At 47.3% G+C, this 14,291-nt stretch carries 15 protein-coding genes; 8 read left to right on the top strand and 7 right to left on the bottom strand.

The window, feature by feature from the left end; all coding sequences use genetic code 11:
• Positions 1–96: 96 nt before the first annotated feature.
• From VN105_RS21970 to mqnB, 4 genes are all read right to left on the bottom strand, one after another.
• Complete coding sequence (locus tag VN105_RS21970) at positions 97–1,107, bottom strand: FecR family protein (RefSeq protein ID WP_325644236.1); 1,011 nt, start codon at positions 1,105–1,107, stop codon at positions 97–99.
• Positions 1,108–1,232: 125 nt separating this feature from the next.
• The gene (locus VN105_RS21975) at positions 1,233–1,841 is read right to left on the bottom strand and encodes a sigma-70 family RNA polymerase sigma factor (RefSeq protein WP_325644238.1); all 609 of its coding nucleotides are present in this window, start codon (positions 1,839–1,841) and stop codon (positions 1,233–1,235) included.
• 31 nt (positions 1,842–1,872) lie between these two features.
• The gene (locus tag VN105_RS21980) at positions 1,873–2,670 is read right to left on the bottom strand and encodes a 1,4-dihydroxy-6-naphthoate synthase (RefSeq protein ID WP_325644240.1); all 798 of its coding nucleotides are present in this window, start codon (positions 2,668–2,670) and stop codon (positions 1,873–1,875) included.
• Between the two features lie 26 nt (positions 2,671–2,696).
• Entirely contained in the window at positions 2,697–3,365 is a 669-nt protein-coding gene (mqnB, locus tag VN105_RS21985; RefSeq protein ID WP_325644242.1) for a futalosine hydrolase, read from the bottom strand.
• A gap of 114 nt (positions 3,366–3,479) precedes the next feature.
• Between mqnB and VN105_RS21990 the strand changes: the two genes are divergently transcribed.
• The 3 genes from VN105_RS21990 to fabD all read left to right on the top strand — a co-directional run bounded on the left by VN105_RS21990 (position 3,480) and on the right by fabD (position 5,533).
• A complete protein-coding gene (locus VN105_RS21990) occupies positions 3,480–3,893 on the top strand; it encodes a 6-pyruvoyl trahydropterin synthase family protein (protein WP_325644244.1) in 414 nt (137 codons plus the stop codon).
• Between the two features lie 42 nt (positions 3,894–3,935).
• A complete protein-coding gene (folE, locus tag VN105_RS21995; protein WP_325644246.1) occupies positions 3,936–4,523 on the top strand; it encodes a GTP cyclohydrolase I FolE in 588 nt (195 codons plus the stop codon).
• A gap of 119 nt (positions 4,524–4,642) precedes the next feature.
• Positions 4,643–5,533, top strand: a complete 891-nt coding sequence (fabD, locus tag VN105_RS22000; RefSeq protein ID WP_325644247.1) for an ACP S-malonyltransferase — start codon at positions 4,643–4,645, stop codon at positions 5,531–5,533.
• A 54-nt stretch (positions 5,534–5,587) separates the two neighbouring features.
• Here fabD and VN105_RS22005 read toward each other — a convergent pair whose 3' ends face one another.
• Positions 5,588–6,442, bottom strand: a complete 855-nt coding sequence (locus tag VN105_RS22005; RefSeq protein ID WP_325644249.1) for a GNAT family N-acetyltransferase — start codon at positions 6,440–6,442, stop codon at positions 5,588–5,590.
• A 73-nt stretch (positions 6,443–6,515) separates the two neighbouring features.
• Positions 6,516–6,983: a GNAT family N-acetyltransferase gene (locus VN105_RS22010; RefSeq protein ID WP_325644251.1), complete on the bottom strand. Its 468-nt coding sequence runs from the start codon at positions 6,981–6,983 to the stop codon at positions 6,516–6,518.
• Between the two features lie 151 nt (positions 6,984–7,134).
• Here VN105_RS22010 and VN105_RS22015 point away from each other — a divergent pair, with 151 nt between their 5' ends.
• The 4 genes from VN105_RS22015 (at position 7,135) to VN105_RS22030 (ending at position 12,301) form a co-directional block, all read left to right on the top strand.
• A complete protein-coding gene (locus VN105_RS22015; RefSeq protein ID WP_325644253.1) occupies positions 7,135–7,626 on the top strand; it encodes a DinB family protein in 492 nt (163 codons plus the stop codon).
• A gap of 48 nt (positions 7,627–7,674) precedes the next feature.
• Positions 7,675–8,370 (top strand): NUDIX hydrolase, encoded by a 696-nt coding sequence (locus VN105_RS22020; protein ID WP_325644255.1) that lies wholly within the window; start codon positions 7,675–7,677, stop codon positions 8,368–8,370.
• A gap of 74 nt (positions 8,371–8,444) precedes the next feature.
• The gene (locus tag VN105_RS22025; RefSeq protein WP_325644257.1) at positions 8,445–10,367 is read left to right on the top strand and encodes a HAMP domain-containing sensor histidine kinase; all 1,923 of its coding nucleotides are present in this window, start codon (positions 8,445–8,447) and stop codon (positions 10,365–10,367) included.
• Complete coding sequence (locus tag VN105_RS22030; protein ID WP_325644258.1) at positions 10,364–12,301, top strand: hypothetical protein; 1,938 nt, start codon at positions 10,364–10,366, stop codon at positions 12,299–12,301. The genes VN105_RS22025 and VN105_RS22030 overlap by 4 nt, the downstream gene beginning before the upstream one ends.
• Positions 12,302–12,353: 52 nt before the next feature.
• On the opposite strand, the gene VN105_RS22035 is transcribed toward VN105_RS22030, so the two are convergent.
• The gene (locus tag VN105_RS22035; RefSeq protein WP_325644260.1) at positions 12,354–13,364 is read right to left on the bottom strand and encodes a beta-ketoacyl-ACP synthase III; all 1,011 of its coding nucleotides are present in this window, start codon (positions 13,362–13,364) and stop codon (positions 12,354–12,356) included.
• Between the two features lie 190 nt (positions 13,365–13,554).
• Here VN105_RS22035 and ruvA point away from each other — a divergent pair, with 190 nt between their 5' ends.
• On the top strand, positions 13,555–14,142 hold the full coding sequence (gene ruvA / locus VN105_RS22040; protein WP_325644262.1) for a Holliday junction branch migration protein RuvA: 588 nt from the start codon (positions 13,555–13,557) through the stop codon (positions 14,140–14,142).
• Positions 14,143–14,291: the final 149 nt, after the last annotated feature.

Consider the following 14,291-nt stretch of genomic DNA (forward strand, 5'->3'; position numbering starts at 1 on the left):
GATTTTTTAATGATGGTTGATATGGGTTACTGCATGCAGGCGCCGGCAGCCTGTATGTGATCCCGATTTCAGCGATTTTGGTGGAAACGCCTGTTATTAAAATTGAATCAGCACTTTGTCCGGTTGTATTTGAAAACTACATCCGGCTGTAAAACAAAAGATGTTCAAAACTTTTTCTAATTTATCGTTGTCGAACGCGCCGAAAAACCGTTTGGCATATAACGGATTTCCATTTACGCGGAATGGTATTCCATACCAGTTTTCCAGTTGCCGTATTACTTCGGATACGCTGGCGTTATCAAATACTAATTTGCCGGATTTCCAGGTGCGCAAAGCAATGGTATCAAAAGGTGCTTTGCTCATTTCCTGCTTCGCCTCATTCCACTTCGCCTGTTCACCGGGGGCCAGCGTGAGCGGTGTTGCCGCGCCTGATTTTTCGCTCACTTTTATTTTGCCGCTGAGCAATGATACGGTCGACTGTGGCTCATACGGATACGATTTAACCAGGAACGAGGTGCCCAGCACTGTTGTTTGAATTTGCTTGCTGGTTACCATAAACGGATCTTCCGGATTGGTTTGTACATCAAACAATGCGGCGCCTTTTACCAGTTCCACATGCCGGTGTTTGTTACTGTAATCGGAAGGAATCCTTACTGTAGTATTGGCATTCAGGATCACTGAAGAGCCATCCGGCAAAGTGAGCAGTTTGCGTTGTCCCCATTCACTGGAATATACCAGGAAAGTGTTAGGGATGGTAGCTGGCTTATGCGGCTTCAACCGTGGCCACAACAAGGTGATGCCTCCCAGCAGCAGTAGCACCGCTGCTGCGCGCCATGCTATCTGACGGTAGTTGATACGGCGTACAGGGCGGGTGGCTTTCACCGCCTGTTGCAGCCTGTTTAACTGCGCGGCTCTGTCTTTTTCTGCTTCGGTAGCGTTAATATTATAATACAGGGCTACTGCCGCCGCCACCTTGACTTTTATTTCAGGATGCTGCAGGATATAGCTTTCCCATTTAGCAATAGCCGTATCATTGTTTCTCCGGATATATTGCAAAAAGGTGTCGTCGAGCAACAGGTCTAATTCATTCAGGTCCTTTGGCAGCATTCTCCATCCATTTTTAAAGTAGAGCAACAAACGGCTCCCTTTTACCGGGTATGTACCGGTAAATTTTCAGATTTTGATAATTTTTATTTTAAAGAAGCTTTATTGAAAATAATCTAACAAGGAATCTATAAGGGAAGTAACAGCAGTAGTGTTCTCAAATGCAGGTTGCCGGATCTGAGATCCTGTTCAAGTGATTGCTTCAGCGATTTAAGTGCTTCGTACAAGTGATTATAAACGGTGCGGTGCGTAAGCCCCGTGATGTCTGTTATTTCGTCGTAGCTCCTGCCTTCATAAAAGCGGAGGTTAATTAATTCTTTCTGTCTCGGACTCAGTAAAGCGATGGCTTCCTGTATACGTCCGATGGCGGCTTTGTTTTGTTGCTGCTGCATCAGCAGTTGTTCGGCAGAAGGAGCGTTGCTGCCGGTTTCAGCTTCCATCCAGAGCGATAACAGGCCATTGTCTTTTTTTTCCTGTTGGAGGTGCTGCAACAGTTTGCGTTTGAAAGAGGTGATGATGTAACTGCGTACATTATTTACGGTATCCAGTCCTGCCCTTTTCTCCCAGAAATAAAGAAACACCTGTTGGATACAGTCTTTCACCGGTTCGCTTCTGGCGCATATTTTAAGGCCCAGGAAAAGGAGCAGGTGATAATACTTTTCATACAAGGTATATAGCGCCGGTTCCTCTCCATGCCGAAACCTGTTCCACAGGTCTGTATCCTTATTATCGATCATACCGCAACAAAAGAACGAAAAAATCGGCTGCTTACGGACGGATTTTTTCCGCTGCTTCCATCAGCGCTTCCACAGCGGCCTTTCCCTCTTTGCCCAGATCCAGGCTAAAATCATTCACATATAAGTCAATATGCTGGCGCATCACAGATTCATCCATTTCCTGCGCATGTGATTTTACATAATCAGATAGCTGCGGATAAGTGGTATAACTATGCTGCAGGCTTTTGTGAATAAGGGCGTCCAGTTGTGCGCGGGTGGCTTCCGGCACATCTTTACGGATAAAGATGCCTCCCAGGGGAATAGGATTGCCGGTGGTTTGTTCCCAGTATTCTCCCATGTCCATCAGTTTTACCAGGCCCCTGAGCTGGTAAGTGAAGCGGTTTTCGTGGATGATCACGCCTGCATCCACATCACCGTTCAACACGGCGTTTTCAATTTCAGAAAACAGCATCACCTTTTTGTTGGTGGCTTCGGGGAAAGCAATTGAGAACAGGAGGTTGGCAGTAGTGTTTTCACCCGGAATGGCGATAGTCATATTTTTTATCTCTTCCAGGGGAATGTCCTTTTTTGCAATGAGCAATGGCCCGCAGCCCCGTCCCAGTGCGCTGCCGCTGTTGAGCAGTTCGTACCGGTCTTTTACTTTGAGGTACACCGCAAAGCTCAGTTTGGTAACAGCCAGTTTGCCTTGCAGCGCCCAGTTGTTCAATGTTTCCACATCCTCAAGATGGGTGTCGAAGGTAAATTCCTTTGTATCTATTTTGTTGTTTACCAGTCCATCAAAAATGAAAGTATCATTCGGGCAGGGTGAAAAACCTAAAGATAAATGCATAGCTATCAAAATTTTATATGCTGTCGTTAAATTCCGGCCAGTGTTTCCACGGTTTTTACCAGTTCTTCGTTGAGTGTTTTTACTGCCAGGGGAATCTTCCATTTACTTTTATCCCTGATTTCCACATAGTTGGAAATGCTCCGGAGCTGGAGGAAGGGTATTTCTTCCAGCAGGCAGGCGTAATGAAAAGCGGCGCCTTCCATGCTTTCCACGTCAGGGTCGTATTTAGCCGCCAGTTTTTGTATGGTAGGTTCGCTGCCGCTTACCAGGTTTACGCTCACGCCGGTAGCAATGGGCAGGGGAGGCACTTCAGGCAGGCCTGCAAAGGTATTCACCAGGCTGTTGCCGGTAAACGGCGGTTGTGATGGCTGCCAGAGCTGTATATCAAATAAATCTTTAAACTGATCATTGTCTTCCGCACCCAGGTCGGCCAGGTATTCCTTTTTTATAAGCAGCACTTCCCCCAGCTCGCGGTGGTGGCGGAAACAGCCGCCAATACCGGCTTGTATGGCTATATCGGGCCGGTTTACCACCAGGTGCCTTCCCAGGCTGAAAGCGGTGTGCATCATGCCAATACCGGCAATCAATACGTCTATAGTGCAGTTCGCGGCTTTAAGGGCCGGGATATGCGTGTCGAGGTACTGTAAAAAAGGCTGTATTTCCAGCGTGGTAGCCGCGGTCACCAATATTTTCATCCGGTAAAAATACGGCAAAAATGATTGCTTGCCGTGTAAAACAATTGACAGGAATTAGGATAAATTGGCACTACTCGTTTAATAGTGGTATTTTTGCAAAAATTTTTTGCAATAATGATTTATTTAACGCGAGTAGAAAACTTCAATGCAGCGCATAAGTTATCTAACCCGGGCTGGAGCAAAGAGAAGAACGAGGAAGTTTTTGGTAAGTGTGCCAATGAAAACTGGCATGGTCATAATTACGAACTGCACGTCACTATAAAAGGCAATCCTGACCCGGAAACGGGTTTTGTATTCAATGCCAAAACTTTGGGAGTAATTATCCGGGATGCGGTGATAGAAAAGATAGATCACCGGAACCTGAACCTGGATGTTGATTTTATGAAAGATAAATTCACATCTGCCGAAAATTTATCGATCGCTATCTGGGATCAGCTGGCCAAACACCTGCCGCCAGAAGTACAGCTGCACTGTATCAAGTTATACGAAACCCCACGCATATACGTAGAGTATTACGGTGGAAAATAATACCTGTTACCCGGCCTTTGAAATATACTAAATCATATAAGAATGGCGTATAATAAGAACGAAAGTTACGACGAAAAGATCACGTCCGGTCTTGTAGAGAACTATAAAAATTGCCTGCACCTGCTGGGAGAAGACCCCGAAAGGGAAGGGCTGCAGAAAACACCTGAGCGGGTAGCCAAAGCCATGCAGTTCCTCACGCAGGGATACCAGCAGGATGCACGTGAAATACTGGAAGGCGCAAAGTTTACAGAAGCATATAGTGAAATGGTAATAGTGAAAGACATAGAATTATATTCTATGTGCGAGCATCATATGTTGCCTTTCTTTGGAAAAGCGCATGTGGCCTATATTCCAAATGGGTATATCACCGGCCTGAGCAAAATTGCCAGGGTGGTAGATGTATACGCCCGCCGCTTACAGGTACAGGAACGCCTCACCCACCAGATCCTGGATGCCATCCAGGAAACCCTGCAGCCACAGGGCGTTGCCGTGGTAATTGAAGCGCAACACCTGTGCATGATGATGAGAGGGGTGCAAAAGCAAAATTCCCTTACCACCACATCCGCCTTCAGTGGCCAGTTTGAGCACGGCACTACCAGGGCGGAGTTTATGAAACTGATCTCCAAATAAAAAATTTATATTACGTATTACGGATTTACAGGTAGATGATAATAACTATTTATATTTATCAGCTACCTGTAAATCCGTAATTCTTATTTATATTTGAAAAAATATTAATTTATATCCACATGAAGCATGCTTTCGTATTTCCCGGGCAAGGTTCCCAGTTTCCGGGTATGGGCAAAAATCTGTACGACACCAACGCAAAAGCAAAAGAACTTTTTGAACAGGCAAACAACATCCTGGGTTTCCGCATTTCCGATATCATGTTCAGCGGTACCGAAGAAGACCTGAAACAAACCAATGTTACCCAGCCTGCCGTTTTCCTGCATGCAGTGATTGCTTTCCTTTGTGCGGAGCATCCACAGCCGGAAATGGTGGCCGGCCACTCCCTGGGAGAGTTTTCTGCCCTTGTAGCCAACGGCGTGCTGTCGTTTGAAGCAGCCCTGAAACTGGTAGCTATCCGTGCTAATGCCATGCAGAAAGCCTGCGAGCTGCAACCATCTACCATGGCGGCTGTACTGGCCCTTGACGATGCTAAGGTAGAAGAAATATGCGCTGCTGTTACTGCCGAAACCGGCGAAGTAGTAGTGCCGGCTAACTATAACTGCCCGGGTCAGCTGGTGATTTCCGGTACCCTCAAAGGAGTGGAAATTGCCTGCGAAAGAATGAAGGCTGCAGGCGCTAAAAGAGCCCTGATCCTCCCTGTTGGCGGCGCCTTCCATTCGCCTTTAATGGCTTCCGCCAAAGAAGAGCTGCAGGCAGCCATCAACACCACTACCTTTAATACGCCTTCCTGCCCGGTGTACCAGAATGTGGTGGCTGTAGCGGTAACCGATCCTGCCCTGATCAAACAAAACCTGATTGATCAGTTAACAGGCGCTGTTAAATGGACGCAGTCCGTACAGGCAATGGTAGCCGACGGCGGTAAAGAATTTACGGAAGTAGGCCCCGGTAAAGTATTACAGGGCCTGATCCAGAAAATCAACAAGGAAACCGTAGTGAATGGTATCAACTGATAAAATCATTGCTATAAAATAAAAATGCAGCGGATCGCCCGCTGCATTTTTATTTTATAGTACTATTTCCATCTCATACTGCGACAGGTAATTTGCTAATCCCGCCTGTTGCAGGAACCGCTCTATTTCCGGGAAATGCTCGTCGATATTAATGATGCTCACGGCGGCCCCCATGAACTGGTCAGACGCATACTGCAATAAGGCGCTCCCTATGCCCCTTCTGCGAAACTCCGGGTGTACGGCTATATTCCTGATCCTCCGGGTATCTTTATGCACACTGATAAACCCTGCGGTATGCCCGTTCACGGCTGCCTCCCAGGTAACGGTAAATGGCGTTTCCCGCTGTATGCTGCTGATAGTGTTGGACCAGGTGGGCGCCATATCCATAAAGGTGGCCAGCAGGGCCCAGTCTGGTGTTTTATTTTCTTTTATGGAGATGTCTGCCGGCGCTTTACGCGTATGTATATTTCCTTTGAAAGAATGGATGGTACGGGTTTTATGAAACCCGGTATTCGTATACGCCTTAATAGCGGGGAGATTGGTACTGATCACTTCCAGGATAATTTTACGGATGCCCTGCGCCTGGTAAGCGGGTATAAACTGGTCGTACATTTTCTGTACCAGGTGCTGCCCCCGGTATTGCGGGATAATACCGGTACCCCCGTTGTACAATACCGCAGGATGCGTTTTATTATCTGCTGCATGTAAAATGAAGCCGGCCAGCGTATCGCCAGCAAACGCACCGATGGAATAATCCAGCAGGATATTTTCTCCCTGCATCTTTTGTTCCAGTATGGAAGGCGTAAGGTGCAATGGTACTATATAATCACTGAAAGCCGTGTTGAAGGTGTGGCAGAGGCCAGGAACAGATACATTGTGAAGTGTACGGAAATCATGGATATAGATCATGGTGGAATGGGTATGTCGTCAATATTAACAAGGATTGACGACATACCGTCCCGGAATTTTATGAGCGGAAAAATTATTGCAGTTCTATGCTGACGTTGATCCATTCCGGATCAAATTTGTCGGTATATTTTTTATAGAAATTAATGGCTGGCGTGTTCCATTCCAGCACCTGGAATACGATGCCGTTAAATTGTTTTTCCTTTGCCTCCATCATCAGCTGGTCGAACAATAATTTGCCAATGCCTTTGCCCCGCCACGTTTCGGTAACAATGATATCTTCCAGGTACATCCGGCAACCTTTCCAGGTAGAGTAGCGCGTGTAATAAAGGGCAAATCCATGGATCATTTCTTTGCCATTGATCACAGTAGTGGCTACAAACGCCTTCCACACCGGGTTGGGGCCAAAACCGGCTTCTTCAAAATGTTCCTGGCTTACCGTTACCTGCTCCGGCGCCTTTTCATATTCCGCCAGCTCCCGGATCAGTTCCATCAGCCGGGTACAATCTTCTTTTCGTGCAACCCTTAACGTTATATCTTCCATATCTCTGTATATTAACCAAAAATAATCAAAATTTTAAGTTCCTTACCGGGCCGGTGGGATAAAAGACAGGGCAAATATCTGTCGCTAAAATGACGAACAATATTGTAATTTGTAGGTTGTTTAGGTAGAAATGGCATTAATTGCTTCTTACATGAAAAATATGCTTGCGCATTATACGGCTTACAACAGCTGGGCCAATCAACAGCTGGTAAAAGGGTTACTTAAACTTACGGATGAACAGCTGGATAAGGAACTGGGAGGCGGCTTTTCCACATTGCGTGCTACCGTTTATCACATCTGGCATACGGAAAGCAGCTGGTATCAGCGTTTGCAGCTTACCGAAAAAACAACGGATCCAACAGCAGGCTTCAGCGGCAGTTTTGCAGATGCCTGTGCCGCCTGGCTTTCACAGTCGGCGTTACTGGAAGAATGGGTGGAAAAAGCCAGCCAGGTAAAGCTGAACCATACCATTGCATATACCCTCAAAAAAAGCGAACACTATAAAATAGCAGTGCAGGATGTGGTGATGGAAGTATGCAACAATAGTACCTTTTACCGTGGACAACTGGTATATATGTTAGGCGTGTTGGGAGTGGGTAAGATACCGGCTACGGAATACAGCCGTTTTAAACCAAAAAAATAATCCGGTTTTATTATTTTTGATAGATTTTCCGCCTTTTAAAATTCCTATATGAATGCTGCTTCTTTTTATGCGAAGGCCCCGAAACACCTGGTGGCAGTGGACTGTATCATCTTTGGATTTGATGAAGGCCGCCTGAAATTATTGATCATGGAACGAAAGGTGGCGCCTATGGCCGGCGAATGGTCGCTGGTAGGCGGCTTTGTGCAGGAGGAGGAAAGTACCGACGAAGCGGCCGCCCGCGTACTGGCGCATACCACCGGGCTGGATGATATTTATATGAACCAGCTGCATTGCTATGGCAATGTGGGCCGCGATACCGGCGCCAGGGTAATATCTGTTGCCTACTATGCCCTGATCCGTATCAAAAATCATGATAAGCCGCTGGCCCGTGAACACGGGGCGCACTGGCTGGAATTGCATGAAATACCCGAACTGATCTTCGATCATGGTAAAATGATTGAAGACGCACTGGCCGCACTCCGTAATAATGCACAGTTCCACCCCATAGGCTTTGAACTGCTGCCGGAGAAATTCACCCTCTCCCAGCTGAGAAGCCTCTACGAGGAAATATACCGCAAAACCCTCGACAAACGTAACTTCCGTAAAAAGATCCTGTCGCTGGATGTGATGGAAAAACTCGAAGAAAAAGACAAAACCTCCTCCAAGAAGGGGGCCCACCTTTACCGCTTCGATCCTGAAAAATATGAGGCCCTGAAACGCAAAGGACTGGTATTCGAAATCTAACAGGTAAAATGAACAAAATGGATGAAAGCAGGGACTGTAAATAAAATTATTTTACAGGCCGTTGATTCCCCATTATGTCACGTTTACGCCTTATGGGCCTGTATGCCCTGCTTTTTATTCCGCACTTGTTGTGCGCCCAGCATAGTGATATTATAGCAATTAAGAATGCGTTACCGCAGATAACGGACAGCGTAGGCTATGCCGACGCATTGAACAGGCTATCATCACTCTATCTGCCCCGGCAGCTCGATAGCAGCGGCGTATACGCCAGGCGTGCCAAGGAGCTGTCGGAGCGCATCCGTTACAACAAAGGGCAATCCGACGCCCTCCGTGCCATGGGCCGGTATTACGTCCTGCGGCCCCACCGGTATCTTTCCTTCCTTTTTTACGATAACGCCCTGGCAGCCTGCCGCGCTGCGGGCGATTCCGCCGGCGTTACGGTTTCACTGATGAATATCGGCACCTTTTACCAGTACCAGCAAAAACATGCAGAAGCACAAAGTTATATTAACAGGGCACTGAAAGTAGCCTGGGATATGAGGCTGGACTCCCTGCGCATTTGGGTGCTCGCCAGCTATTACCTCATTAATGAATCAGACTCCGTGGCACTGCCCATTGCCCAAAAGGGTTTGCAGCAGGCCATCGCGCTTGCTTACAGGTATCACGACGAACTGGGTGTTCTGTACACCAGGCTATTCGCCGCCAATGAACAACTGCGGGCCGGCGAGGTAAAAAAAGCGGAACAAAACCTGGAAGGGGTAATCGCTGCGGCAGATAGCGCCGGTCTTAATTATATTGCCATGTATGCCTGTCTACAGCTAACAGGCTACCGCATCTGGCAGCAACAACCGGATTCGGTACAATACCAGCGCAAGTCAGTGAACTATGCGGTAGCCGGCGGCTATGCCGGCTTAATACTGCCGGTAATCACAGGTTTGTACAACAGGTACCGGCAGTTGGGCGACTCTCTCCAGGCAGGCAGCTACAGCCGCCTGGCCCTCGGCGTAATGATGCAGCAACAGGAAGATATGCAGGCCGGTGAAGCCGATTATCTTTCCTATGCTTTTGGCGATGAATGGCTGGATTCCCTGCAACAGCAGAACCAGTCACAAAAACAACAGCTGGCAATGAATAAAGCCGCTAATCATTTCTGGTATTACCAGCTGCTGATCATCGCCGCTATCGCTTTGCTGCTGATCATTCTAGTCATATATTTTGTGCGCGCCTACCGCCTCACCCGGAAAAACACCGCCAGCATGGCCGCCCTGCAGGAAGAGATCCGGCTGGGAAATAAGGCGCTCCGGGACAGCGACGATTTCAAAAATAAACTGATCTCCATGATAGCGCATGATTTCAGAACACCACTTTACAACATCGTTAATATTACTGGGTTTATAGATGAAAAATCGCTTACGGTTGGAGAGGCGGCCAACATGATCTCCGAAGTGGAACATACCGCTGCCGGTACCCTGGTTATTTTTGAAGAAATATTGCGCTGGATCCGTACACAGTTGTCGGGGTTTGTATACCGGCCCGAAATATTCCTGCTGGAAGAAATGATCAGCAATACGGTAAAAAGCCTGCAACACCTGCTCACAGGGAAAGAGATCCGGATCATAACGGAGATCCCGGCAAACGCCACCGTTGCGGCCGACTATGAAATGCTGCAGTTCATCCACCGGAATTTTTTACATAATGCCATCAAGTTTTCACCGGATCATGGATCTATAACGGTAAAGGCCACACGTAATAACGGTTGGCTCACCGTTGCTTTTACAGACGAGGGCTCGGGAATAGATGCGGCCATGCTCCCATACCTGTTTAGCTGGAACCGTAGCGCCATTGAACGGGAACGCGCCGGTAAAGGCGCCGGGCTCGCGCTCATTATCTGCAAGGATTTCATTGATAAAATGAACGGACAGATAAATGCAGAAAACAATGCCGATGAAGGCTGTACCTTTTACTACCGGTTGCCAGAGCGATTAGAAGAAGTATGACGCGCAGCACCCAACATCCGTATTGCAAACATATACTCTCCGCCAGCTTGCTGGCAATGGTATTGTTATGCACCACACGGCGCGCTGAAGCCCAAAGCCCGCAGCTGCCGGAGTTATTGCAGGAACTGTCTGTTCAGCAGGATAGTATCGCCTATATTAATACCCTGGGGAAACTCGGTGCGTTGTATATGATGATCAACCTCGACAGCAGTTTTACCTATGCCATCAGGGAACAGGAAATGGCGGAAAGATATCATTATAAAAAAGGACTGGCAGACGCCTTTGATGTAATGAGCTTCTGTTACGCCCTGAGAACGGATTTTAATATTGCCGGTATTTATGGCTACAGGGCGCTGCAGCTTCACAAGTCTTTGTCAGACAGCGCCCGCATTGCCAAAACGCTTAGCAACCTGTATCTCTATTACCGGAATATGGGGCGCCCGGAAGACGCCAATAATTATTTTTATGAGGCTTTTCATATGGCTGCCAGGTTACCGGCGTTGCAAGACTCGGTGTACAGCATACTGCTGATGAATTATGCTATGCGTTTTTACCGGGATAGTACCCGTAAGGACTCCGTACTATGGGCATTGAGAACCGCTGCGGATATCAGCCGGAAATACCCTCACAGCCGGTTGCCGCTCTATATAGCTGCCTATGCGGCCGATACACTGGTAATGCAGGGACGGGGGAAAGAGGCGGAAGCCAGGATCAATCGCCTCGCGAAAGTAGCGCTGAACAGGGGATTGCCCTATGTGGCAATGGATATTTATAACCGCCTGGAAGATTATAGCGGGCTCGGATATCGTACAAACGCTACCCGTTACCGGGAACTGGCTTATGAGCTGGCAAAAAAAGCAGGCTGTATTGAACTGAACCTCCCTACGCTGGCAGGGTTATACGATTACTACCGGCAACAGCGGAACATAGCGAAAACAAGCTACTACAGCAGGGAAATAATGCGGTTGGCGGCACAGCACCGTTACCAGCAGGGGGAAGACCAAATTAATTACATGGCTTTCTTTTTAAAGGAACAATCGCTGCAACAACTGGCCCGCAACAACCAGCGACAGCAGCAGGAACTGGAGCACGTGCAACTGCGCAGGAAACAAAGCCAGTTTATTATAGCAGGGTTGTTCATTATTGTAATGCTGTTATTCATCCTGCTTTACAGCCGGCGCCGTCAATACTTTGCGGGGAAAAAACAGGAGCAGGCATTGTCCGGCAGCTATACCGGCGTCGCCCTGAAAAATGTGGCGCTGCGGGCAAATGATGAGTTTAAGAATAAGCTGATCAATATTATTACCAACGATTTCCGGGCGCCGTTGCAGTACATTTCGGCTGCAGCGCAGCAACTGCGGAACCCGGGCGCAAGCCAGGCCGCAATGGCGGCTTCGGTAAGGGAAATCGCAATGGTGTCGGGTAATACCCTTAGTATATTTGACAACATTTTAAAATGGATCCGGATGCAGTTGTCGGGGTTTGCCTATGAAGGAAAACCCTGCCATCTGAATGATGCCGCCAGTCAGGCGTTAAAACAAGTGGCGCCTGCTGTAAAAGAAAAAGGCCTGGTGATAGTGAATCTGCTGCCGGCCGGCTGTTGGGTAACGGCCGACCGGGAGATGCTTTACGGGACCCAGCTCCATCTGTTGTGGCTTTCGGTACAATATGCACAACCAGGCAGCCTGCTGGTATTGTCGGCCTGGAATAAGGAAGGAGTGGTGTATACCCGCATCATTGCGGATGCCGGCTCCGGTGCAGATGATATTTTACAGCGTCTCTCCGGCTGGCAGCAGGATATGCAGGCCCTGAGCTTTGCCATTACGCGCGACTTCCTGGATAAAATGAAGGGAGGCTTGCACGCTACGGCCGGTGAGGGAAGGTACCTGGCGTTTACCACAATGCTGGAACAGGTTAAAAATACAAACGGATAACAGCTGCGGAGGATCGTTGCTGTTATCCGTTTTAATATTGCGGGTAGTATACTTATTTGCCGTATTTATCCCCGTCGTACGCCCATTTGATGTAGTTGGCGCCCCAGGTAAATCCGCCGCCGAAAGCAGCCATCATCACATTGTCTCCCTTTTTCAGCTGCTTTTCATAATCCCACAGGCATAAAGGAATGGTACCTGCGGTGGTGTTACCATAACGGTGAATATTCATCATTACTTTTTCGTCGGGTACATTGATGTACTGGGACGTGGCAGCAATGATACGTTTGTTTGCCTGGTGGGGGATCAGCCATGCAATATCGTTTGCAGTAAGTTTATTACGTTCCATTACATCCTTCGCTGCCTCGGCCATGTTGGAAACGGCATACTTAAACACCATTTTACCTTCCTGGTATACGTAGTGCTCACGGTTGTTCACCGTTTCAAGGGTAGCGGGTTTTACGGAGCCTCCGGCTTTCATGTGCAGGTATTCACGGCCATGACCATCACTTTTCAGGATGCTGTCTATTAAGCCAAAGCCTTCTGTATTGGGTTCCAGCAGTACGCCGCCTGCGCCATCTCCAAAAATGATACAGGTGGTTCTGTCGGTATAGTCAATGATAGAACTCATTTTGTCGGCCCCAATGACCATTACTTTGGAGTAACGGCCACTTTCAATGAACCTTGCACCGGTTTCCAGTGCATATAAAAAACCGGAGCAGGCAGCGCTGATGTCAAAACCAAAAGCGTTTTTTGCGCCGATCTTGTCGGTTACCACATTGGCAGTAGCCGGGAAAGTCATGTCCGGGGTTACGGTGGCCACAATCAGCAGGTCAATTTCTTCCGGGGAAATTCCTCTCTTTTTGCAGATTTCCAGTGCTACAGGTACACACAGATCAGAGGTGCCTTTCCCTTCTCCCTTCAATATCCTTCTCTCCGAAATGCCCGTTCGGGTTATTATCCAGTCGTTCGTTGTATCTACTAATTGCTCTAATTCCTGGTTGGTTAGCACGTAATCGGGAACATATCCACCCACCGCTGTAATAGCGGCCGTTATTTTATTCATATGAACTAAATATGTGTTTAAAACGAGGCGTAAAAATACGATATAAACGTATATTTCCTAAAAAAGTCGCATATGACAAATATTAAGGATTGTCAATCCATTAAAAGTTAGCATCTTTGCCCCGGTTTTCCCGAATACATTATTAATCAATTTCCAAAAGTTTAATAAATTTACTGAACCTTTACCTCGTATGATTGCTTATCTGAATGGAAAATTAGCATATAAGTCACCTGCTCTTGTTCATATGGATGTGAATGGAATCGGTTATGAAGTACAGATCAGCCTCAACACATATTCCCGGATACAGAATATGGAGAGTTGCAAACTGTTAACCTTCCTCCAGATTAAAGAGGATGCACACACCTTATATGGCTTTTTTGAAGAAGCGGAAAGAAGCCTTTTTCTCCTGCTGATCAGTGTTTCAGGGGTAGGCGCCAGTACCGCACGCATGATGCTGTCGTCCCTTCAGCCGGAAGATGTGCAACGCGCTATCATGATGGAAAACGAGAAAATGCTCGAAAGTGTAAAGGGAATCGGTGCGAAAACAGCCAAAAGAATAATTCTGGAACTCAAAGATAAGCTGACGAAACATAAGGATACCGGTGTACATTTATCTGCAAGTGTGAACAATACAATCCACGAAGATGCGTTAAATGCTCTGATAACTCTGGGGATAGCCCGGAATATGGCAGAATCGTCAATCCAGAAAGTCCTGAAAAGTGAGCCGCTATTGCAAAATTTGGAAGAACTGATAAAGAAGGCTCTGAAAACGTTATAAGAAGAAGTAAATAAAAATCCTCTATAAAACCTATTTTTCTTGGCAAGAAAGACATACTATGGTGCTTTTGTGGTGATAGCAATTGTATCCTTTATCATTGTTGACACTGCCGCTAGGGATCGTTCTGGGAATCTGAAATTATCGAGAAG

The sequence above is a fragment of the Chitinophaga sp. genome, assembly GCF_035564935.1.
Taxonomy (GTDB): domain Bacteria; phylum Bacteroidota; class Bacteroidia; order Chitinophagales; family Chitinophagaceae; genus Chitinophaga.

Coding starts and splice junctions, on each gene's coding strand:
- VN105_RS22005 (WP_325644249.1), bottom strand. CDS start 6,442: ATGATCTATATCCATGATTTCCGTACACTTCACAATGTATCTGTTCCT.
- VN105_RS22020 (WP_325644255.1), top strand. CDS start 7,675: ATGAATGCTGCTTCTTTTTATGCGAAGGCCCCGAAACACCTGGTGGCA.
- VN105_RS22035 (WP_325644260.1), bottom strand. CDS start 13,364: ATGAATAAAATAACGGCCGCTATTACAGCGGTGGGTGGATATGTTCCC.
- VN105_RS21990 (WP_325644244.1), top strand. CDS start 3,480: ATGATTTATTTAACGCGAGTAGAAAACTTCAATGCAGCGCATAAGTTA.
- mqnB (WP_325644242.1), bottom strand. CDS start 3,365: ATGAAAATATTGGTGACCGCGGCTACCACGCTGGAAATACAGCCTTTT.
- VN105_RS22030 (WP_325644258.1), top strand. CDS start 10,364: ATGACGCGCAGCACCCAACATCCGTATTGCAAACATATACTCTCCGCC.
- fabD (WP_325644247.1), top strand. CDS start 4,643: ATGAAGCATGCTTTCGTATTTCCCGGGCAAGGTTCCCAGTTTCCGGGT.
- VN105_RS21970 (WP_325644236.1), bottom strand. CDS start 1,107: ATGCTGCCAAAGGACCTGAATGAATTAGACCTGTTGCTCGACGACACC.
- folE (WP_325644246.1), top strand. CDS start 3,936: ATGGCGTATAATAAGAACGAAAGTTACGACGAAAAGATCACGTCCGGT.
- VN105_RS21975 (WP_325644238.1), bottom strand. CDS start 1,841: ATGATCGATAATAAGGATACAGACCTGTGGAACAGGTTTCGGCATGGA.
- ruvA (WP_325644262.1), top strand. CDS start 13,555: ATGATTGCTTATCTGAATGGAAAATTAGCATATAAGTCACCTGCTCTT.
- VN105_RS22025 (WP_325644257.1), top strand. CDS start 8,445: ATGTCACGTTTACGCCTTATGGGCCTGTATGCCCTGCTTTTTATTCCG.
- VN105_RS22015 (WP_325644253.1), top strand. CDS start 7,135: ATGAAAAATATGCTTGCGCATTATACGGCTTACAACAGCTGGGCCAAT.
- VN105_RS21980 (WP_325644240.1), bottom strand. CDS start 2,670: ATGCATTTATCTTTAGGTTTTTCACCCTGCCCGAATGATACTTTCATT.
- VN105_RS22010 (WP_325644251.1), bottom strand. CDS start 6,983: ATGGAAGATATAACGTTAAGGGTTGCACGAAAAGAAGATTGTACCCGG.